At 59.8% G+C, this 18,399-nt stretch carries 16 protein-coding genes; 7 read left to right on the top strand and 9 right to left on the bottom strand.

Translation table 11 applies throughout. The features are described from left to right. Nucleotides 1–32: 32 nt before the first annotated feature. The 6 genes from M5B43_RS22050 to M5B43_RS22025 all read right to left on the bottom strand — a co-directional run bounded on the left by M5B43_RS22050 (nucleotide 33) and on the right by M5B43_RS22025 (nucleotide 7,449). On the bottom strand, nucleotides 33–3,647 hold the full coding sequence (locus tag M5B43_RS22050; RefSeq protein ID WP_248752062.1) for a transporter substrate-binding domain-containing protein: 3,615 nt from the start codon (nucleotides 3,645–3,647) through the stop codon (nucleotides 33–35). 1 nt (nucleotide 3,648) lies between these two features. Then, complete coding sequence (locus M5B43_RS22045) at nucleotides 3,649–4,275, bottom strand: response regulator transcription factor (protein WP_248752061.1); 627 nt, start codon at nucleotides 4,273–4,275, stop codon at nucleotides 3,649–3,651. 292 nt (nucleotides 4,276–4,567) lie between these two features. After that, a complete protein-coding gene (locus M5B43_RS22040) occupies nucleotides 4,568–5,284 on the bottom strand; it encodes an MgtC/SapB family protein (RefSeq protein WP_056858056.1) in 717 nt (238 codons plus the stop codon). A gap of 488 nt (nucleotides 5,285–5,772) precedes the next feature. Beyond that, on the bottom strand, nucleotides 5,773–6,372 hold the full coding sequence (locus tag M5B43_RS22035; RefSeq protein ID WP_248752060.1) for a GNAT family N-acetyltransferase: 600 nt from the start codon (nucleotides 6,370–6,372) through the stop codon (nucleotides 5,773–5,775). An 11-nt stretch (nucleotides 6,373–6,383) separates the two neighbouring features. After that, nucleotides 6,384–6,728, bottom strand: a complete 345-nt coding sequence (locus M5B43_RS22030; RefSeq protein ID WP_248752059.1) for an FKBP-type peptidyl-prolyl cis-trans isomerase — start codon at nucleotides 6,726–6,728, stop codon at nucleotides 6,384–6,386. Nucleotides 6,729–6,828: 100 nt separating this feature from the next. After that, nucleotides 6,829–7,449 carry a transglycosylase SLT domain-containing protein gene (locus M5B43_RS22025; protein ID WP_248752058.1) on the bottom strand — a complete coding sequence of 207 codons (621 nt, stop codon included), beginning with the start codon at nucleotides 7,447–7,449 and terminating at the stop codon, nucleotides 6,829–6,831. Nucleotides 7,450–7,715: 266 nt separating this feature from the next. On the opposite strand from M5B43_RS22025, the gene M5B43_RS22020 reads away from it, so the two are divergent. The 3 genes from M5B43_RS22020 to M5B43_RS22010 all read left to right on the top strand — a co-directional run bounded on the left by M5B43_RS22020 (nucleotide 7,716) and on the right by M5B43_RS22010 (nucleotide 9,885). Continuing rightward, a complete protein-coding gene (locus M5B43_RS22020) occupies nucleotides 7,716–9,212 on the top strand; it encodes a helix-turn-helix transcriptional regulator (RefSeq protein ID WP_248752057.1) in 1,497 nt (498 codons plus the stop codon). Nucleotides 9,213–9,343: 131 nt separating this feature from the next. After that, nucleotides 9,344–9,595, top strand: a complete 252-nt coding sequence (locus M5B43_RS22015) for a CsbD family protein (RefSeq protein WP_248752056.1) — start codon at nucleotides 9,344–9,346, stop codon at nucleotides 9,593–9,595. Between the two features lie 14 nt (nucleotides 9,596–9,609). Then, entirely contained in the window at nucleotides 9,610–9,885 is a 276-nt protein-coding gene (locus M5B43_RS22010) for a DUF1652 domain-containing protein (RefSeq protein WP_248752055.1), read from the top strand. An 11-nt stretch (nucleotides 9,886–9,896) separates the two neighbouring features. Here M5B43_RS22010 and M5B43_RS22005 read toward each other — a convergent pair whose 3' ends face one another. Together M5B43_RS22005 and M5B43_RS22000 are read right to left on the bottom strand one after the other, a co-directional pair. Continuing rightward, nucleotides 9,897–11,090, bottom strand: a complete 1,194-nt coding sequence (locus M5B43_RS22005; protein WP_248752054.1) for an MFS transporter — start codon at nucleotides 11,088–11,090, stop codon at nucleotides 9,897–9,899. An 87-nt stretch (nucleotides 11,091–11,177) separates the two neighbouring features. Further along, nucleotides 11,178–11,486 (bottom strand): RcnB family protein, encoded by a 309-nt coding sequence (locus tag M5B43_RS22000; RefSeq protein ID WP_248752053.1) that lies wholly within the window; start codon nucleotides 11,484–11,486, stop codon nucleotides 11,178–11,180. 243 nt (nucleotides 11,487–11,729) lie between these two features. Here M5B43_RS22000 and M5B43_RS21995 point away from each other — a divergent pair, with 243 nt between their 5' ends. The 4 genes from M5B43_RS21995 (at nucleotide 11,730) to M5B43_RS21980 (ending at nucleotide 16,774) form a co-directional block, all read left to right on the top strand. Continuing rightward, nucleotides 11,730–12,287: an XRE family transcriptional regulator gene (locus M5B43_RS21995; RefSeq protein ID WP_248752052.1), complete on the top strand. Its 558-nt coding sequence runs from the start codon at nucleotides 11,730–11,732 to the stop codon at nucleotides 12,285–12,287. Between the two features lie 11 nt (nucleotides 12,288–12,298). Continuing rightward, complete coding sequence (locus M5B43_RS21990) at nucleotides 12,299–13,645, top strand: glutamine synthetase family protein (protein WP_248752051.1); 1,347 nt, start codon at nucleotides 12,299–12,301, stop codon at nucleotides 13,643–13,645. Between the two features lie 21 nt (nucleotides 13,646–13,666). Next, complete coding sequence (locus M5B43_RS21985; RefSeq protein WP_248752050.1) at nucleotides 13,667–14,767, top strand: DNA alkylation repair protein; 1,101 nt, start codon at nucleotides 13,667–13,669, stop codon at nucleotides 14,765–14,767. Nucleotides 14,768–14,914: 147 nt separating this feature from the next. Then, complete coding sequence (locus tag M5B43_RS21980; protein ID WP_248752049.1) at nucleotides 14,915–16,774, top strand: DUF3857 domain-containing transglutaminase family protein; 1,860 nt, start codon at nucleotides 14,915–14,917, stop codon at nucleotides 16,772–16,774. A gap of 609 nt (nucleotides 16,775–17,383) precedes the next feature. On the opposite strand, the gene M5B43_RS21975 is transcribed toward M5B43_RS21980, so the two are convergent. Then, nucleotides 17,384–18,274, bottom strand: coding sequence for a LysR family transcriptional regulator (locus tag M5B43_RS21975; protein ID WP_248752048.1), 891 nt, complete (start codon nucleotides 18,272–18,274; stop codon nucleotides 17,384–17,386). Between the last annotated feature and the right edge of the window lie 125 nt (nucleotides 18,275–18,399).

Here is an 18,399-nt window from a genome sequence, read left to right as displayed (position 1 = left end):
CTCCCAAATCCACCGAATACCCTCCACCACAATCAAGTCCGATTGCAATAAACGCTTAAACCATGCTGCAAAGCCCCGAGCGCTTCTGCCACGCCCTCGACCGCAGGCCCCAATGTTTCAAGGTCCTGCCGTTCACACGCGACCTCCAGCGTTTCACACCGGCGGGTCAACACATGCGCCTTGACCATCCGTGCGCCGCCCTTGGCGCGATGTGCGAGGTCGTACAGCTTGGCAAAGTCAGCCTGACGCCGTAGCGACGGTAACAAGGCAAGATCCTCTTCCAGGCTTTCGAGCAGCGGTAGCAACAGCTGCGCAAGGGCATCGTGATCGTCCCCCGTCAGCGCGATCAGTGTGCTCAAATCAAACGTCGCCGCATCCGGAGCCGACAGGTTGGCTGAACGCGACGCCAACGCTGCCCGCAAGTCGTCAAGCCCGGTAGGTTTGAACAGGCAGCCATCCATGCCCGCTTGCCGACAGCGTTGCGCCTCTTCCGGCTGGGCGTTGGCCGTGAACCCCAGCAGCAGGCACGGCGCCAAGCCCCGCTCACGCTCTTGCGCACGAATGTCCTGTGCCAATTGGTAGCCGTTCTTGAGCGGCATGTTGCAATCGCTGATGACGACGTCGAACTGCCCTCTTTGCCACCGCTCAAGCCCTTGCTTACCGTCCTCGGCCGTGGTGATACGGTGGCCCAGAAAACTCAACTGTCGAGTCAGCAGCACACGATTGGCCGGGTAGTCATCCACCACCAGAATGTTCAATGCGCGGGCGGCGAGTGCCGGTTCACTCGCGGACGGAACCTGGGTGGGCTGCGCAGTGGTCGTGGTCAGCGCCATCGTTACATCCACGCGAGTCCCCTGCCCCAACACACTGCTCAGGTGCAGTTGGCCGCCCATCATTTCGCACAAGCTGCGACTGATCACCAATCCGAGGCCAGAACCGCTGCGTGCCGACTGCTCGTTATTGCCGCCCTGGATAAAGGGGCTGAACAGGCGCTGCTGGTCTTGGGCACTGATGCCGATGCCGCTGTCCTGTACCCATAACTGCAACGCCAATCGATCCCCTTCAACCGCCGCCCGGGCACCGAGTATGACCCGGCCTTCAAGGGTGAACTTGATGGCATTGCTCAACAGGTTCGACACCACCTGTTTGAAGCGCAACGGGTCGACTCGCACCACCCGGTCAATCACCGGGTCAAGTTCAACCTGCAGCGCCAGCCCCTTGGCCCGCGCCAGCCCCTCGAATACGCGAGCCACCGACGCCAGCAGTTCGTACAGGTTGGCCGGTTCCAGGGCCAGCGACAAATGCCCGGACTCGATCCGCGCAATATCGAGAATATCGCCGATCAACTCCAGCATGCTGCGCGAAGCGACCGACGCCACCTCCAACGCATCGCGGTCGGACTGGCCCTGTTCGGCGCTTTTGAGCGCCAGTTCGATCATGCCGATCACGGCATTCATCGGTGTACGGATCTCATGGCTCATGGTCGCCAGAAAGGTCGTCTTGGCCCGGTTGGCGGCGTCGGCGTCATCCTTGGCTTCCTGCAACTGGCCCAGCAGGCGTTGGCGCTCGCTCACATCCACCCAGCCGGCAATCATGCCCACCACCTTATCGTCGCCGTCGCGGTAGGGCAGCATCCATTGGTAAATGGTCAACACCTCACCCGTGGGCACCTTGAGTATCCGGTCATGAATCTGCGGTTCCCCCCTGGTCATCAAGCGCAGGTAGTCCTCATGAAATGACTGGGCCTGCGGCAGGTTGCCGGTGTCGGTTTCCACCACGGTCCTACCGATCACGTCTTCGAGCTTGAAACCAAACACATCGAGGTAAGCGTTGTTGCACGCCATTAACCGCCCCTGGCGGTCACGCACGTAGATCGGGTGCGGGGTGCCGTCGATCAAAACGCTCATGAAACGCATCTGATCACTCAAGGCCCGCTCGGCCTGGACACGCTTACGAATCAGACTGCGCAGATAAATGACCCATCCCAACGTCATCAGCAACAACAGGGCCGCCAGCCCGAAGCCTTGAATGATCACGTTGCGGTGGCGCAGCCAATAGCTGTCGTCGATGATGACTTCACTGCGCCAGTGGCCAATCAACTCATCCATTTCCTGCGGTGTGATACTCAGCAGCGCTTTGTCGAGGATCGTGTACAACTCCAACTCGCTGCGGTTCACCCCGAAGGTAATACGCGCAGGTTGAGAGCCCACCGTGCTGGTGATCCGCAAATGGTCGCGGTAATGCCGCGCAATCAGATAGCGCGCGCTGATCAGCGTGTTGACCGCCCCCTCGGCATCGCCATTGGCCACCAGGAGCAAGGCTTGCTCCTGGTTCTCAACGTCCACGAACACGATACCGGGGAAATTCTGGGCGATCTCATCGCGCAAGCCATTACCGGCCACCAGCGCCAAGCGTTTGCCGACCAGGTCGTCCAGCGTGAGCGGGCTGCGCTCGCCGTCACGGGTCACCAGCACAAAAGGCGTGGTCAGGTAGGGCCGGGTAAAACGCACCTTCTCGGCTCGCTCGACGCTAGGGGTCACGACCGCCAGCATATCCACCGAGCCCGTGCCGAGCTGATTGATCCCGCGTGGCAATGAGTTGCCGGCGATCGCATCGAACTTCAAGCCGGTGCGCAGGCTGATGCGCGACAGCACCTCGGCACTCAACCCTTCGAATTGCCCCTGTTCATCGATAAATGACAAGGGCAGGAATTTGTCGACCACCGCAACCTTGATTCGCGGGTGCTTCTGTACCCAACGCTGTTCGCTGGCGCTCAAATGCAGGCGGTCAACGCCGACGATACCAAGGTTGCCACCGCTCCAGCGGCGCAGGATCTCCATCTGTTCACTGGCGGGAATCCCCTCCAGTGCAGCATTGAGGATAGGCAGCAATCGCGTATTTTCACGGGTCACGGCAAACGCAAACGGGTTGACTTCCAGGCTGGAAAAATCCGCCATGCGCACATTATTGAGGTGGTTGCGATTGATCAGGTAATTAGTGCTGATGGCATCGCCCAGGTAGACATCGGCACCACCAAACGCCACGGCGCCAATGGCCTCGAAGGTCGAGGGAAACAACTCCAACTGGGCACGGGGGTAAAAAGCCCGCACGGTATCAGGCGGCAAATAGTGGTAAAGCATCGCCACGCGTTTGCCGGCCAGGTCGTCACTCAACACTTGGCGATCATTGGTACGAGTTACGAGGGTCGGTTGATCATTGACATAGGCGCGAGACAGCAGCAGCTCCGGGTCGGCCGCCTCGTACCCATTGGCGGAGCCGACAAAATCCACAGCGCCCTGCTTAACGGCTTCGATCACTTCATCACGTGTGTCATAACACCGGACCTGGACGCTGATATTCAGGGCCTGACCGACCAGGGCTGCAAAATCGGCGGTGATACCTTCAAGCTCCCCCCGGTTATTGGTCAGGTCAAAAGGCGCGTAATCGGGAGCGGACACCCCCATCACCAATGTGCGCCGCTCGCGCAACCAACGCCAATCGGCCTCGTCCAGGGTGACTTCGGGGAGTGTTAAATGAGAGTGCCCCAACAGCCGCAAAACCTGTGGCTCATCAAGGGCTGCCGCGATCATGGGCAACAGGCTTATCCAAAGGATCGCGGCACACCGCTTCAACGCAGTGAAGGTCATTTCAGATCAGATGGTTGCGCTGGGCAAACGTGGACAAATGCACCACCGAGGACATACGTAGCTTCTCCTTGAGGCGAGTCTTATAGGTGCTGATCGTCTTGTGGCTCAGCAGCATCTGCTCGGAAATTTCCTTGTTGCCCAGGCCCAAGGCCAGCATCTGCAATACGGTTAACTCGCGGTCCGACAGCCCTTCGATCATCTGCAGTTCCGTGTCCTGCAAATCGTCACGGCGTACCGAACTGGTCGGCAGGCTGGGGAAGCAGCTGTAGCCCGACATGATCGCCTTGATCGCTTTTTGCAGTTCGTCCAGTTCGCCGGTCTTGGCCACAAACCCCATGGCCCCGGCGCGCATGCAACGGGTGGAGAAAAATACCGCCAGGTAGGATGTGAGCACCAGGATTTTGCACGGCAAGCCCAGGGACTTGATCCGGCTGATGACCTCCAACCCACCCAACTTGGGCATCGCCAAGTCAAGGATAATAAGGTCAGGACGTTGTTCCCTCGCCAACTGCATGGTATCCGCACCGTCGCCCGCATGGTAAATATCGGTGAAGCCTTCCTGGCGCAGTAGATATTCGACCGTTGCACGGATGAATGGATGGTCATCCCCAATTAATGCTTTGCTCATAAAACTCCTCGGTGGACAAAGTACCCTTACACATCACACGGGACCTCGCTACCTGTGAAGAATGACAGTTCCGACAAACGGCACTGCGCACACTCAGGACAATAACCAAGCGTTGCCTGGCCCCTTTCAACTGAAAAACACCACGAGTACGACGAGGCGTGCCTGAAATGCACGCCAGCCGTAAGTGCGCAACCTTAGCAACGCAATGACGTTTTGTTTGAAGGGATAGTCCTATCTGAATGTAGGAATTTTCCACAAAAAGTCCAGCCCATCCTTGGGTCGAACAAGCGCGTCAGTCGGTGGTGCTCGGGCTCCAGAAAGCCTGTACCACCAGGGATGAGGTGGAAATACGCGCCACCAATGCGTCCAGTTCGTCGCCATCGACCGAGGTCGCGGCCAGGGTGGCCTCGATTTCCACTTCTTCGCTGCCAAACGGCCGCACGTCGACGTCACTGGCCGGGTAGTTGCAACGCGCCAACTCGGCTTCCAGCAACACCATCACCGCCTGCTGCTGGCTGCGCCGTGCGATGACATAGAGGATGTTGGTGACTTCTGCCGACACCACGTCCAAAGGCTGGCGGTTGATGTTATTGACGATCGGCCGCAGCAACGTGTTGGCCGCCAGCACAAACAGCGTGCCTAACAACGCTTCAAGGATCAGGTCGGCGCCGGCACACGCCCCCACCGCTGCCGAAGCCCAGAGCGTGGCCGCCGTATTGAGCCCCCGCACATTGCCTTCTTCACGCATGATCACGCCGGCACCCAGGAAGCCGATGCCCGAGACCACATACGCGACCACTCGCACCGCGCCTTCCGCGCCGCCCAGGCGGTTGGCCATGTCGACAAAAATAGCCGCGCCGACCGCCACCAGCACGTTCGTACGCAGCCCTGCGGTGCGCTGGCGGTACTGGCGCTCGAAGCCGATCAAGCCACCGAGGATAAACGCCGCGGTGAGGCTGACTACGGTATCAACCAAGGAGTTGAGGTTGATGTTGTTGATTGCTTGCATAAGGAGTCTTCCCTGTTCATTGCCTGCCAAACTTACGGATATAGAAGCCCTGTACCGCGTGGGTCAGCGCCATGCGTGAGGAAACCTTCGTGCAGGTACGACCGGCTGCACCGCGCCGGATAAAAGGCACAGTCAGTTCGGCCGGCCCACCGCGAACGGCAGGCGCGTCCGTAGCATCCTGAGTGATTTCAGGTGCTGGTCAGCGTCGATGAGAGGGATTCGGGCAGGTGCCAGGACTGGCCGCCGCCGGGATGCCGCTTCTCGCTTTGTTGGCGAGACAACGGCATCAGGAAAATGCGCGTTATCTTGCCAAGTTGGTGCCGGTTACCGAAACCGGCCGACGACTGTCACTCGAACAAGTACCCACTGAGGGTCTCCGCTATGGATGAAAACGCGCGAAGTCTACGCCCGGCTGACCGGGGAGTAAACCGTAGGAAAGTCTACCGGCTGGGAATAAAGCGATTCTTCAGGGTGGGTTCAGCCAATGTTCAAGGGGCTTGCGGCCGATCCCGAGCGACGCGCACCGCGTACTCATCAAGCCGCCCGCCGGCTACAGGTTTGACCTGAATAGACACCGTGTTCACCTGCTGCCCCATCCTGATCCCTTCACGAGTACGCACCTGTACATACCCCAGTTTTGGCCAAAAGCGCTCGGCCTTGGTGTTGCCGACAACCACGGTCAACCGCAGCCATTGCGCACCTTTTTCTACCGCCCACGCCTCAAGCTCCGCATGCAGCCGCTGCGCCAACCCGCTGCCATGCAAACGTGCATCCACCAGCAGCAGTCCGATGTGCCACACTCCGGCTGCCAGCAAGTCCGCCGCGATGTTCACAACGGCCACCAACTGAGCGTCAGCATCGCGGTAACCCAGCCAGTACATCCGGCTGCAACTCCAGCCCGCCGGCAACTGGCCCGCTAGCTCTTCGCGTGCTTCGGTCGGCGTAGCCGGTTCGCCGTTGACCGCCATGAAATAGTCCGGCGCCTGTTCGAAAAAATGCTGCAACTCGGCCTCATCGGCCCCCTGCAGTTCAACCACCCGAATACCCTCGATGGAGCAGCCAGGCAGGTCCTGTGGATCAACGTCCATGTCACCTTCCTTCAATCATCCCGCGTCAGCACTTCCAACAGTTCAATCTCAAAACGCAGATGGCTGTTGGGCTTGATATGCGCGCCCATCGAACGCTCGCCATAGGCCAGGTGTGCCGGCACAAACAGTGTGCGCACGCCACCGACCTGCATGCCCATCAACCCCTGGTCCCAGCCCTTGATGACACGACCGGTACCGATCACGCATTGAAACGGCTTGCCGCGTTCCCATGAAGAGTCGAACACCGTGCCGTCTTCCAGGGTGCCGGTATATTGGGTGGTGATCAGCGCACCCTTGACCACGGTTTTACCGTCGCCCAGGCGGACGTCGGTAATCTGCAGTTCATCGTTGCTCATGGGGTTCTCGTCGCAGGGGTAAAGGGTGGGATTTTTCCCAGAAACGGGTGGGCTTGGCAAGCCCACCCGTGATCGATCATCCCCATATGCCTTCACTCAATCACAACCAATGCCAGAACCGACTCCAAAACCCCCGCCCCAGCTCATCCTTGCACCCGGCATATTGCCGCGCATACAGCTGCGAACGCGCCTGCACCTTGCTGGCCACCGGCGGCAGCCAGGCTTTGCTGGCGTAGGTGCGCTGGCGGTAGCCGCCCCAGCCTTCGTGATAGTTCAGGTATTGCCCGTAGGCGTCGTATTTGTAGACACCGTTGATGGTGTAGGTCTTGTCCATGTACCAGCCGACAAAGTCGATGGCGTCGTCGAAGTCCTGGCGGCTGGCACCGCTGCGGCCAGTGCTTTTGCGGTAGTCGTTCCACACCTCATCCTTGGCCTGGGCGTAGCCGGCGGCGGTGGAGACGCGGCCCCAGGGGATGATCCATAGCAGGTATTTGCGCGGGGTCTTGGCGTTCTGACGGAAGCCAGACTCCTGGTACATGATGGCGAACGGCACCTGAATCGGCACGCCCCAGCGCTTTTGCGTGACCTTGGCGGCGTCGTACCAGTCATCTTTTTCGCGAAAGATGCCGCAGATATCGTTGGGGGTGCGTGGCGGCGAGGTACCACACGCCGCCAGTAGAGAAGTGAGTAATAACAGTCCGACGGCTTTGCCTGCACTCAAGGGGGCACCTTTGCGTGATACGCGTAAAAAGCCGGCATTTTACGCGTTCATCACCGCGGCGTCCTTGCCGCAGACACCTTTAAGCCAATGGCACGCGACGGGGCGTCAGAGCGATACGCCCCACAAAGAAGCTCAAGGCAACGCCCAGCAGCAACATAGCCAAGGTGCTCCAGGCGCCGCGATCCGCACGCCTACAGCAGCACTTTCTCTGCACTATCCTGAAGCCCGGGTGTCGTACTCCCATTCGCCCAACCTCCGGAGAACCTATGACCCAGGACGTTCTTGCCAAAGAAACCAACCGCCGCCAGTTGCAGCAGATCGTCTCCGGGGTGTCCGATGGAATCATCCTCGCTGAAATCGACCAGACCATTCTCTGGGCCAATGAAGCGGCGCTGACCATGCACGGTGTGGAGTCGATCGAGGCGCTCGGTGCCAATACCCAGGAATACGCTGAACGCTTTGCCTTGCGGTACCGCAACAACCATCCCGTGCAACGGGAGAGCTACCCTCTGGCCCGCGTGGCGGCAGGTGAAGAATTCAGCGATGTGGTGATAGAAGTCACGCCCATTGCCGACGAGGACAAAACCTGGGTTCACCGTTTGCGCAGCCTGGTGATCAGCGACTCCCAGGGTGAGCCCGAACTGCTGGTGCTGATCCTCAGCGATGCCACCGAGTGGGCCAGCGCCGAGCAACGCTTTGAGAAGACCTTCAACGCCAACCCGGCACCCGCGGTGATCTGCCGCCTGAGCGACTTGCGCTACATCAAGGTCAACCAGGGCTTCTTGGAGATGACCGGCTACAACCGCGACCAAGTGATCGGCCGCTCGGTGTATGAGCTGGATGTGCTGGAACACGCCGAGCGTAAAGACCTGGCCGTCCAGCGCCTGGGCGAAGGGGCGACCATCCCGCAAATGCAGGCCGAGCTCAAACTGCCCGGAGGCGGCAGCAAGCTGGTGGTCGTCGCCGGCCAGCCGTTGGACATGAACGAGGAAGACTGCATGCTGTTTTCCTTCACCGACCTGGAACCACGGCGCAAAGCCGAAATTGCCTTGCGCCAAAGTGAGGAGCGTTTTGCCAAATCCTTCCGCCTGACGCCGGTGCCGACCCTGGTGTGCAGCGCCGCCAATCGCCAGGTGGTGGATATCAACGAAGCGTTCATGAACATCACCGGCTATACCAGCGAAGAGTTGATCGGCAAATCCATCGAAGACATCAACTTCATCGACAGCGCCGCTGCGTGCAGTCAGCTGTTTGCCACGTTGGAAAAAGCCGGCAATCTCGAGGGCCTGGACCTCAAGGTCCGCAAGAAAGGCAGCGAGGTGATCGACTGCGTGGTCTCCGCCGACACCGTGCTTATCCAGGACGCACCTTGCTACCTGCTGGTGATGATGAACATCACCGAGCGCAAACGCTCGGAGCTGGAGCTGGTGGCCGCCATCGAAGAAGTGATGCAGGACGCCTCCTGGTTCAGCCAGACCCTGATCGAGAAACTGGCCAATGCCAAAAGCGTCAACAGCCCCAACCTGCCGAACGTCGCCTTCACCGACCTGACCGCCCGGGAGCGCGATGTGCTGGGCTTGATCTGCGAAGGCCTGGCCGACAAGGAGATCGCCTCGCGCTTGAAACTGGCACCCAACACCGTGCGTAACCACGTGGCGACGGTGTATTCCAAACTGGGGGTGCACAGCCGCAGCGCAGCGATCGTCTGGGCCAGGGAGCGCGGCTTGTTTGCTGGCGAATTACGGGTCAAAAGCAAGAAATAGAGTGCAAATGCACTAGTACGGCTAGTGCGAATTCGCCTTATTGGGTGGTGATGCGTTGCTTAACCTTGAAGAGTGGGTACAGGGCTTTCGGGCCCGTGCCGTAATGGTTTGATCTCTTTAAGGAACGCACGATGAACAGCGAACAAGTCAAAGGTGCCGTAGAGAAAGTCGCCGGCAAAGCCCAGGGTGTTATCGGCGACCTGGCCGGTGATGAGCACTTGCAAGCCGAAGGCGTGGCACGCCAGGCCGCCGGCCAATTGCAGCAAACCTATGGCGATGCACTGGACACTGTCAGTGACTTTGCCAAACACAAACCACTGGCTAGCGTGGCCATTGTCGCCGGTATCGGCGTGCTCGTGGGCCTGTTGCTGCGTCGTCGTTGAGGAGGCTGAGTAACATGTTTACCCTCTCCCAATTACGCAACTGCATCGAAGAAGCCCTGCTGCCGCTGACCTGCGAATTCACCTTGTGCCGGGACGCCTCGTTGACCCTGAAAGTGTTCGATGCCGAGAGTGGCCGCGTTGACCTGGTGGTCACGGGTATCAGCGTCAACAAATTGCAGTCCGCCCAGGCCGTGGAAAAAATGGTTGAAGAACTGCGCTACGAGCTGCAGAGCAACACCATGGGCCACCTGACGCTGGACGATCTGCCGCTCTCGCCGTCGGCGCAATAACCCGCCGCGCCCTACTGAATCGGGCGTGGTTTCAACGACGCGCCAATAAAGTAAAACACCCCGCCGCCCACGATAAACGCCGCCAGCATGTAAAACATGGTGTGGGCCGGCAGGCTGGCCAGTACCAGCCCGCACAACACCGGCCCCAGGGCGGCGCCAAGATTGGACAGGTTTTGTGCGCCGTAATACATACCCCTCAGGTGGTCCGGGGCAATCCGGTCGATGAACATGTACTCGGCCGGAAACACGATGATTTCCCCCACGGTAAACACCGCCATCGCCAGCACCCACCCCGACACACTGGTGGACAGTGCAAAGCCGATCAACCCCAGCATGAACATGCTCAAGCCTGCGATCAGCCACTGGCTCAGGTAACGGTGCGAGATGCGCCGGCCAATCACGTACTGCAAGGCGATCACCAGCATAGCGTTGGTGGTGAGCACCGCACTGATCACGGTGTAGGTGTATTCAGCGCTGGTCGTGATCACCAGGTATTGCGACAGGTATGCCACGAACTGACCAAACACCACAGCGCTGAGCAACCCGCCGAGGGTGAAACACACCAGCCGATGGTCGCGCAGCAGCACGCGGCCGACGGCGAGAAACGAAACGGGCTTCTGTGTGGCATCCGCGGTGGCGAGCGTGCGATCGCCCCAGCGCCAATACAGCAGGAAAAACCCCAGGCCCAACAACGCCGATAAAATGAACGGCAGGCTGATGTCGAACTTGGCCACCATCGCGCCAAAAAACGGCCCCACGGCATAGCCGATGTTGGTCAGGGTGTACTTGATGGAGAACACTTCACTGCGTGCATCATCCGGCAACAGGCTGGCAAACCCCGCCTTGACGGCAATATCGATGACGGCATAGGCCAGGTTGATCAGGATCAGGCTGCTATAAAACAGCCAGATATCGTGTGCCAGTACCGTGCCGATAAACCCCAGCACGAATAGCACGCTCAAGCCGAGCAATAACCGGTAGCTGCTGATGCGGTCGACCAGGAAACCGCCGTACACACTGAGCAGCGAACCGACGATCAATGAACTGCCGATCACCAGGCCGACTTGGGAGATGCCCAAGGCGAAGTGGCTGGTGAGGTAAATCACAAGGTACGGAAAGGTGATCGCCTTGGCCAACGTCAGCAGCAACGTGGCGCACAGCAACAGGTTCACGGTGCGGGGGTAGTTTCTTATGGTGGCAAGCATCCTGCTCTCTTTGTGTAAGGTAACGCGACCATTGCAGTCGGTTACCTTAACCCAGGCTTCTGGAAAAAAGCAGATGTTGCCGATGGCTTATTTCTTGACGGGGGTAATCTCGAGAATGGTGCCGTTGGTGGTTTTGAGCAGCACAAACTTGTCACCCACCCGCGCCCACTGGCTGTCTTCTTCCGGCTGTTTCAAACCGTGTTTTTTCCAATCGCTGACCGCCGACTCCTTGCGCATCAGGATATCCGGGGCGCGGTCGCCCTCTTTCAGGTCGCGGGTGTTAATGCTTGAAGGCTGCACGGTTTCCTGGGGTGTATCACCGGCCTGTACGACAAAACTGGCGGTGGAGAAACTGGCGGCGACCAGCAGGCATGCGGCTAAGGTTTTCGACTTCATGGGGGCTCCTTCAATGAATGGTGCGTACCCAGATTCCGACCGCGGCGGCGCCGAATCATTCAAGCCGCAACGCCTCGCCCACCCAGATCCCCTGTGGCGAGGGCGCTTGCTCCTACCCCACAAAGAGTCAGTTACTGAACCGGTGTTCGTTTCTCTTCGCGCCACAGCGACTACCCACACATCGCCATTGCCCCGATGAAAATATTCCTGTAATTTTTCATGAAATTATTCGACATAAATTTCATGACCCCACAAGAAGAACTCGCCACCCTCGCCGCGCTGATCCATGACCTGCGCAAGCACAAGAAACTCACGCTGGCGCAACTGGCGCAAAAAATCGAGCGCTCGGTGGGTTTCCTGTCCCAGGTCGAACGCGGCCTGTCGCGCCCGACGGTGGCGGACCTGACCGCCATCAGCCACGCCCTCGACGTGCCCACCACCTATTTCTACAGCCTGCCCAAGCCCAAGGCGGTGGACTGGGTCACCCGCCCCAACGAACGGCGCACGGTGTATTACGCCAATGGCATCACCGACATCCTGGTATCGCCAAGCATGAATGGTGCGTTCTCGATGCTCGACAGCCTGCTCGCCCCCGGCGCCAACAGCGGTGAGCAAACCATGAGCGACCGCGCTGAACAGGCCGGTTTTGTGCTGGAGGGCGAGTTGACGCTGTGGGTGGAAGGCGAGGCCGATTCGGTCACTCTCGGCCCCGGCGACAGTTTTCACCTGGCCAGTTTTGCCCACTGCCGCTACGCCAATCTGACCGACCTGCCCGCCCGCGTCCTGTGGGTTTACAACTAGGAGCTGCACCCGTGAAAAGCCATTCCTCCACGTTACTGGCCGAAGTACGGACCTTTCGCCAGAACCACCCCGACGTGCGTTATGTCGACCTGATCGCCCTGGATATTCCCGGGCATTTCTACGGCAAGCGCTACCCGGTGGAGATGCTCGAAAAAGTCGCCGCCGGCAGCCCGTTGAAATTGCCGCAGAACGCCGTGCTGCTTGGGGTCCAGGGTGGGTTGTTCAAGATTGGTGACTACTGCTTCAACGACGGTGACCCGGATGCGAATCGTCGACTGGTGCCCGGTACGCTCAAGCCGGTGAGCTGGGAATCGCAGCCGCTGGGGCAAATGCTCATCACCTCCGACGGGACCGATGCGCCTATTGAATTCGAACCCCGCGAAGTCTTGGCCAAGGTGCTGGAGCGCTTGCAACACAAGGGCATTCACCCCGTGGTGGCGTTTGAGCTGGAGTTCTACCTGTTCGATAAAAAGCTCGACAACGGCCTGCCGCAATTCGCCCGCGACCCACTGAGCGATGACCCCGACGACCAGCCCAACCTGCATATCGAGCGGCTGTCACGTTTCAGCGAAGTGTTGGACGACATGGCGCAAACCGCCAAGGCCCAGGGCATCGACATCACGGTCGTCACTGCCGAAATCGGCCCCGGCCAGTTCGAGATCAACTTCGGCCACTGCGACGACGGGCTGCGCGCCGCCGACTGGGCTGCCCTGTTCTGCCGCAGCACCCGGGGCGTGGCACTCAAGCACGGTTACCGCGCCAGCTTCATGGCCAAGCCGTACCTGCAATTCCCTGGCAGCGGCATGCATGTGCATGTCAGCCTCTATGACGCCGCAGGCAATAACCTGCTCGCGGCCCATCAGCAGCAGCCGCTGCGACACGCCGTGGCCGGGTGCCTGGAGTTGCTGCCGCACTGCATGCCGATCTTCTCCCCCAACCACAATGCCTTCCGCCGCCTGGGCGGCACGGTCAACGCCGCCACCCGCGCCAGCTGGGGCTTTGAAGACCGTGACGCCTGCGTGCGCATCCCCGACTCCGACCCGCGCAACCTGCGGATCGAACACCGCCTGGCCAGTGCCGATGCCAACCCGTACCTGGTACTGGCGGCGATCCTGGTGGGGTTGGAGCATGGGCTTGAGGCCAAGCGCGAACCCATCACGCCGCTGAACGAGGACCGCGCCAGCGGCACCGCCTTTGCGCTGGAAATGCTAGACGCCGTGCGCGCCATGCAGCATCAACCGGTATTACGCGATAAGCTCGGCGCGGAATTTGTCGATGTCTATTGCGAAAACAAACGCCAGGATCACCTGGCCTTTCAACAAGAAATTCACGCGCGCGAATACCGCTGGTTTCTCTGACTCAACCCCACGGAAGCACCGATGACCGACCAAAGCGCCCCGGCCCTCAAGGAAATCTTCAACGTCGAACGCCTGCAACACATCGCCACCGAGATGACGGCGGTGTACCCGGCATTCGACGCCAAGGGCTTTCTCCAGCACGCGCAGGCCGGGTTGGCCGAGTTATCGGTGATGCAGCGCATGGCACGGGTCAGCGAAAGCCTGCATGCGGTCATCCCACTGGATTACCCGCAAACGCTCAAGCGGCTTTACGCCCTGGCGCCGCGCCTGAACAGTGCATTTGTCAGCCTGTTCCTGCCGCATTTCGTGGCGAGCTACGGCCTGGATGACTTCAAGCGCTCCATGGCCGCGCTCAAATACTTCACCTCTTTTGGCTCCTCCGAATTCGCCATCCGCGCCTTCTTGCAACAGGACTTGCACCGCACCCTCACGGTGATGCAGCAGTGGGCGCACGATGACAACGAACACGTGCGCCGCCTGGCCAGCGAGGGTTCGCGGCCACGCCTGCCCTGGTCGTTTCGCCTGGCCGATGTGCAGGCCAACCCGCGGTTGTGTGCCTCGATACTCGACAACCTCAAGGCCGACAGCAGCCTCTACGTACGCAAATCCGTGGCCAACCACCTCAACGACATCACCAAGGACCACCCGGACTGGGTGCTCAGCCTGATCGAAAGCTGGGACCTGGGGAACCCGCACACCGCCTGGATCGCCCGCCATGCCCTGCGCAGCCTGATCAAACAAGGCAATAGCCGTGCGCTGACAATCATGGGGGCGGGAGCCAAGGCCGAGGTGACGATTGATCAGTTGACCATCACGCCGGCGGTGATCACGCTGGGCGAGCGGATCAACCTGTCGTTCAACCTGGAGTCCACCGCCACCCACGCGCAAAAACTGGTGGTGGACTACGCCATCGACTACGTAAAGAGTGCCGGGCACAGTGCGTCAAAAGTCTTCAAGCTCAAGGCATTTACCCTGGGTGCAGGTGAACGGCAGCACCTCAGCCGCGGGCAGCACATTCGCGAACTGACCACGCGCAAGCACTATCCCGGCAAGCATGCGGTACACGTGCTGATCAACGGCGAGAAGCTCGGCAGCGCTGAGTTTGAACTGCTAAAACCCTGACAAAAATCAAAGAAAAGGCTCTAGCACGGGCCTTTCAAACGAATACATTGTCGAACAATCCTGGCCTTTGCCGTTGAGATCGATTATCATCCAGCGCCTTCTCGCTACCCGTTGGGTAGCTGTTTCAATGTGTCACCCGAGGCGCCCATGTACCGTTTCTTGTTTCACCGCCCTTTGATTGCCCTTAGTCTGGGGTTCGTTACCCAGTCCGTGTCCGCTGCACTGCAACCGATGGCCGAAGCTCCGCTGGCCAGCGACACCGAGTTGCACTGCCACTTCAACCGCGACGCCAGTACCGACTGCACCACCACCTACCGCTACACCATCCTCAAGCCCAATGGCCGCGAAATGCTCTCGCGCATCGACTTCGATTACTCCGAAGGCGACACGTTTGAAGTGATCAGCGCGCAATCCACCCAGCCTGGCGCCAAGCCGGTCGCCCTGGACGCCGCGCAGATCGACACGCGCACCGCGCCCAACCCGGACCAGGGCTTCAGCCGCGACAAACAAACCTCCCTCGCCTTCCCCAACCTGCGCGTGGGCACGCAGATTCGCTACACCGTGCGCCAGCACTACCCGGCCAAGCCGCTGATGACCCAGTTCCACTACGTGCTCAAGTTTGGCCCCAGCGCGGCCCGCCGCGACCGCTTCAAGGCGCGCTTCACCGCCGAACGGCCGATCCAGTGGCGCAGTGAATGGTTCGACGGCTTCAAGGTCACCCCTTCGGCCAACGGCAAGACCCTGGACGTGGTGCAAAAAACCCCGACCTACCTCAACTACATCAACGAATCCTCCGCTGCCACACTGCTGCACACCGCACGCCTGGAAGTGGGCAGCGCCCTGGAGCGCCAGGCATATTTCGGCGATTTCGCCCAGCGTTACAACCAGATCCTCGGCGCCAACCTGCCAGCACAAGCCGCCGCCGCTGTGGCCGCCGCACGTGGCTTGGAGCCAGCCGAGCAAGTCGCCGCGATGATGCAGCACATCAATGATCATTACCGCTACCTGGGTGACTGGCGCGCCAGCGAGCGGGGTTATGTGCCGTTCAGCCTGGTGGAAATCGAGCAACATGGCTACGGTGACTGCAAGGACCTGGCGGTCCTGTTGACTGCCATGCTCAAGGCCAGTGGCATCAAGGCCGAGACGGCGTGGGTCAGCCGTGGCGATGTGGCAGACGCCTTGCTGATCCCGGGCACCCAGGCACCAAACCACGCCATCGTGCGCGCCGAAGTGAATGGCGAAGTCTGGTGGCTCGACCCGACCAACCCGGTCTTCGCCCCCGGCCAGACCATGCCCGACATTCAGGACCGCTGGGTACTGGTCAACGACGCCCAGGGCCAAGTGCGTGAAGAGCACATCCCACTGGAACGCCCCGAAACCACCCTGCGCCTGGACAAACAGGTGCACTACGACAAACAGGGCAACGGCGCGACCCAGGCCACTATCGTCTTCAGCCGCCTGCCGCTGATGCAACTGAGCGTCGCCGACCGCCAGCAAGGCACCACCGCCACCGACCAGAACATCTGCGCGAACTTCGGCAACGAAATCAGCGACTGCAAGATCACGCGCCAACCCACCGAGTTTGTCGTGCATGACGGCTACAGCGTCACCGCCCAGATGAACGACCAGCGCGCCTTGGAGAAACTGGCGAATCACTATGTCTACACCGACCAATCCTTGAAAGACCGCTGGGATGGCTTTATCAACTACCGTCGCCACGGGCAACAGGCCGACCTGTACCTGGGCAATCCGGAAACCAACGACTACACCATCACCCTCAGCGGCGGGCAGATGGAAAAAGCCATCCCCGGCTGCCAAGTGCGCTCGCCCTGGTACGACATGGACCTGGACGGGAAACGCGAGGACGACTCGCTGCGTTATCACTACCGCCTGAGCCAGAAGACGCGCTGGCTGACCCACGATGAAATCGTCAGCCCGGCGTTTGGCAAAATGATTGAACAGGCACGCGCCTGTGCCGAACAGGTGCATCAGGTGGTGAAGCTCTAAGGTCTCCCTGACACACCACAATCAAACGGTGGGAGGGGGCTGTAGATCAACCAATGCAAAGGTGTCTGAACCACCGCCATCGGGAGCAAGCCCCCTCCCACAGTGTTAATCCGGTTTCGTCAGTCAGCTTTCGCCGGGCAATAGTTTTTGCTCCCGCACACAACAGATGGACACACCACAATCACACTGTGGGAGGGAGCTCCCACAGTGTTAATCCGGCTTCGTCAGTCAACTTTCGCCGAGCAATAGTTTTTGCTCCCGCACACAACAGATGGACACACCACAATCACACTGTGGGAGGGAGCTCCCACAGTGTTAATCCGGTTTCGTCAGTCAGCTTTCGCCGGGCAATAGTTTTTGCTCCCGCACACAACAGATGGACACACCACAATCACACTGTGGGAGGGAGCTCCCACAGTGTTAATCCGGTTTCGTCAGTCAACTTTCGCCGGGCAATAGTTTTTGCTCCCGCACACAACAGATGGACACACCACAATCAAACTGTGGGAGGGGGCTTGCTCCCGATGGCGGTAGATCAGCCAATGCAGAGGTGTCTGAACCACCGCCATCGGGGGCAAGCCCCCCACAGTGTTAATCCGGCTTCGTCAGTCAACTTTCGCCGAGCAATAGTTTTTGCTCCCGTGCGCACAATTCCACCACGTAATCCCACAGCACCCGCAGCCGCACTGACTTGTGCAGCTCCCGGCGCGAGCTGATCCAATAGCTGCGCTGGATGCTCTCCCCTGGCAACAGCGCCACCAAATCCGGGTCACCGGCAGCCATGAAGCAAGGCAATACAGCAATCCCCAAACCAGAACGTGCCGCCTGATGCTGGGCAATCACGCTGGTGCTGTGGAACACCACCTTGGGGTTGCGGCAGAAGCTGCTGAGGAATTTCAGCTCCTGGCTGAACAGCAGGTCGTCGACGTAATCGATCCATGAATGGGCAGCGAGATCTTCGCGCTTTTCAATGGCAGGGTGACGATCCAGATAAGCGCGGCTGGCATAAAGCGCCAGGCGGTAGTCCGTGAGTTTGCGGGTCACCAGTTGATCAACGCTGGGGCGTTCCAGGTGAATGCTGATTTCCGCTTCGCGGTTGAGGATGCTGACAAACCGTGGCACGGCGACCAACTCCACTTCCAATCCCGGATAACGCTCGAACAGCCCGCCCATGCGGCTGGCGAGGAACATCACCCCAAGGCCCTCGGCCACACCCAGGCGAATCTTGCCCAAGGGCGCGGCGCAGTGAGTGAGTTCGTCTTCGGCCAACAGCGCTACGTTTTCCATGGCTTCGGCATGTTTGAGCAAGGCTTCACCGGCAGGCGTCAACTCGTAGCCCTGGGCGTGCTGTACAAACAGCGCGGTGCCGAGGCTCTTTTCGATGGCCTCGATATGCCGGGCCACGGTGGCGTGCGTAGTTTTCAAGCGTTGCGCGGCGGTGAGCAGGCGGCCACTGCGTTGCAACTCCAGAAAATACCGCAGGTCATTCCAGTCGAACATGTCGCCTCCATTGCATGAACCCGGCCCGCGCTGTTTAAAAACGCACAGCAGCTGGGTAAAAACTAACATTTTTAAGACGAAAACTAACAACTAGGATGGAACCAATAAGAAAAACAAGCGAGACC

It is taken from the genome of Pseudomonas sp. MWU15-20650 (genome assembly GCF_023242475.1).
GTDB lineage: Bacteria > Pseudomonadota > Gammaproteobacteria > Pseudomonadales > Pseudomonadaceae > Aquipseudomonas.
The sequence above is the reverse complement of the archived record's forward strand: the minus strand, read 5'-3'. Positions and strand labels throughout refer to the sequence as shown.

Coding starts and splice junctions, on each gene's coding strand:
- M5B43_RS22050 (WP_248752062.1), bottom strand. CDS start 3,647: ATGACCTTCACTGCGTTGAAGCGGTGTGCCGCGATCCTTTGGATAAGC.
- M5B43_RS22045 (WP_248752061.1), bottom strand. CDS start 4,275: ATGAGCAAAGCATTAATTGGGGATGACCATCCATTCATCCGTGCAACG.
- M5B43_RS22040 (WP_056858056.1), bottom strand. CDS start 5,284: ATGCAAGCAATCAACAACATCAACCTCAACTCCTTGGTTGATACCGTA.
- M5B43_RS22035 (WP_248752060.1), bottom strand. CDS start 6,372: ATGGACGTTGATCCACAGGACCTGCCTGGCTGCTCCATCGAGGGTATT.
- M5B43_RS22030 (WP_248752059.1), bottom strand. CDS start 6,728: ATGAGCAACGATGAACTGCAGATTACCGACGTCCGCCTGGGCGACGGT.
- M5B43_RS22020 (WP_248752057.1), top strand. CDS start 7,716: ATGACCCAGGACGTTCTTGCCAAAGAAACCAACCGCCGCCAGTTGCAG.
- M5B43_RS22015 (WP_248752056.1), top strand. CDS start 9,344: ATGAACAGCGAACAAGTCAAAGGTGCCGTAGAGAAAGTCGCCGGCAAA.
- M5B43_RS22010 (WP_248752055.1), top strand. CDS start 9,610: ATGTTTACCCTCTCCCAATTACGCAACTGCATCGAAGAAGCCCTGCTG.
- M5B43_RS22005 (WP_248752054.1), bottom strand. CDS start 11,090: ATGCTTGCCACCATAAGAAACTACCCCCGCACCGTGAACCTGTTGCTG.
- M5B43_RS22000 (WP_248752053.1), bottom strand. CDS start 11,486: ATGAAGTCGAAAACCTTAGCCGCATGCCTGCTGGTCGCCGCCAGTTTC.
- M5B43_RS21995 (WP_248752052.1), top strand. CDS start 11,730: ATGACCCCACAAGAAGAACTCGCCACCCTCGCCGCGCTGATCCATGAC.
- M5B43_RS21985 (WP_248752050.1), top strand. CDS start 13,667: ATGACCGACCAAAGCGCCCCGGCCCTCAAGGAAATCTTCAACGTCGAA.
- M5B43_RS21980 (WP_248752049.1), top strand. CDS start 14,915: ATGTACCGTTTCTTGTTTCACCGCCCTTTGATTGCCCTTAGTCTGGGG.
- M5B43_RS21975 (WP_248752048.1), bottom strand. CDS start 18,274: ATGTTCGACTGGAATGACCTGCGGTATTTTCTGGAGTTGCAACGCAGT.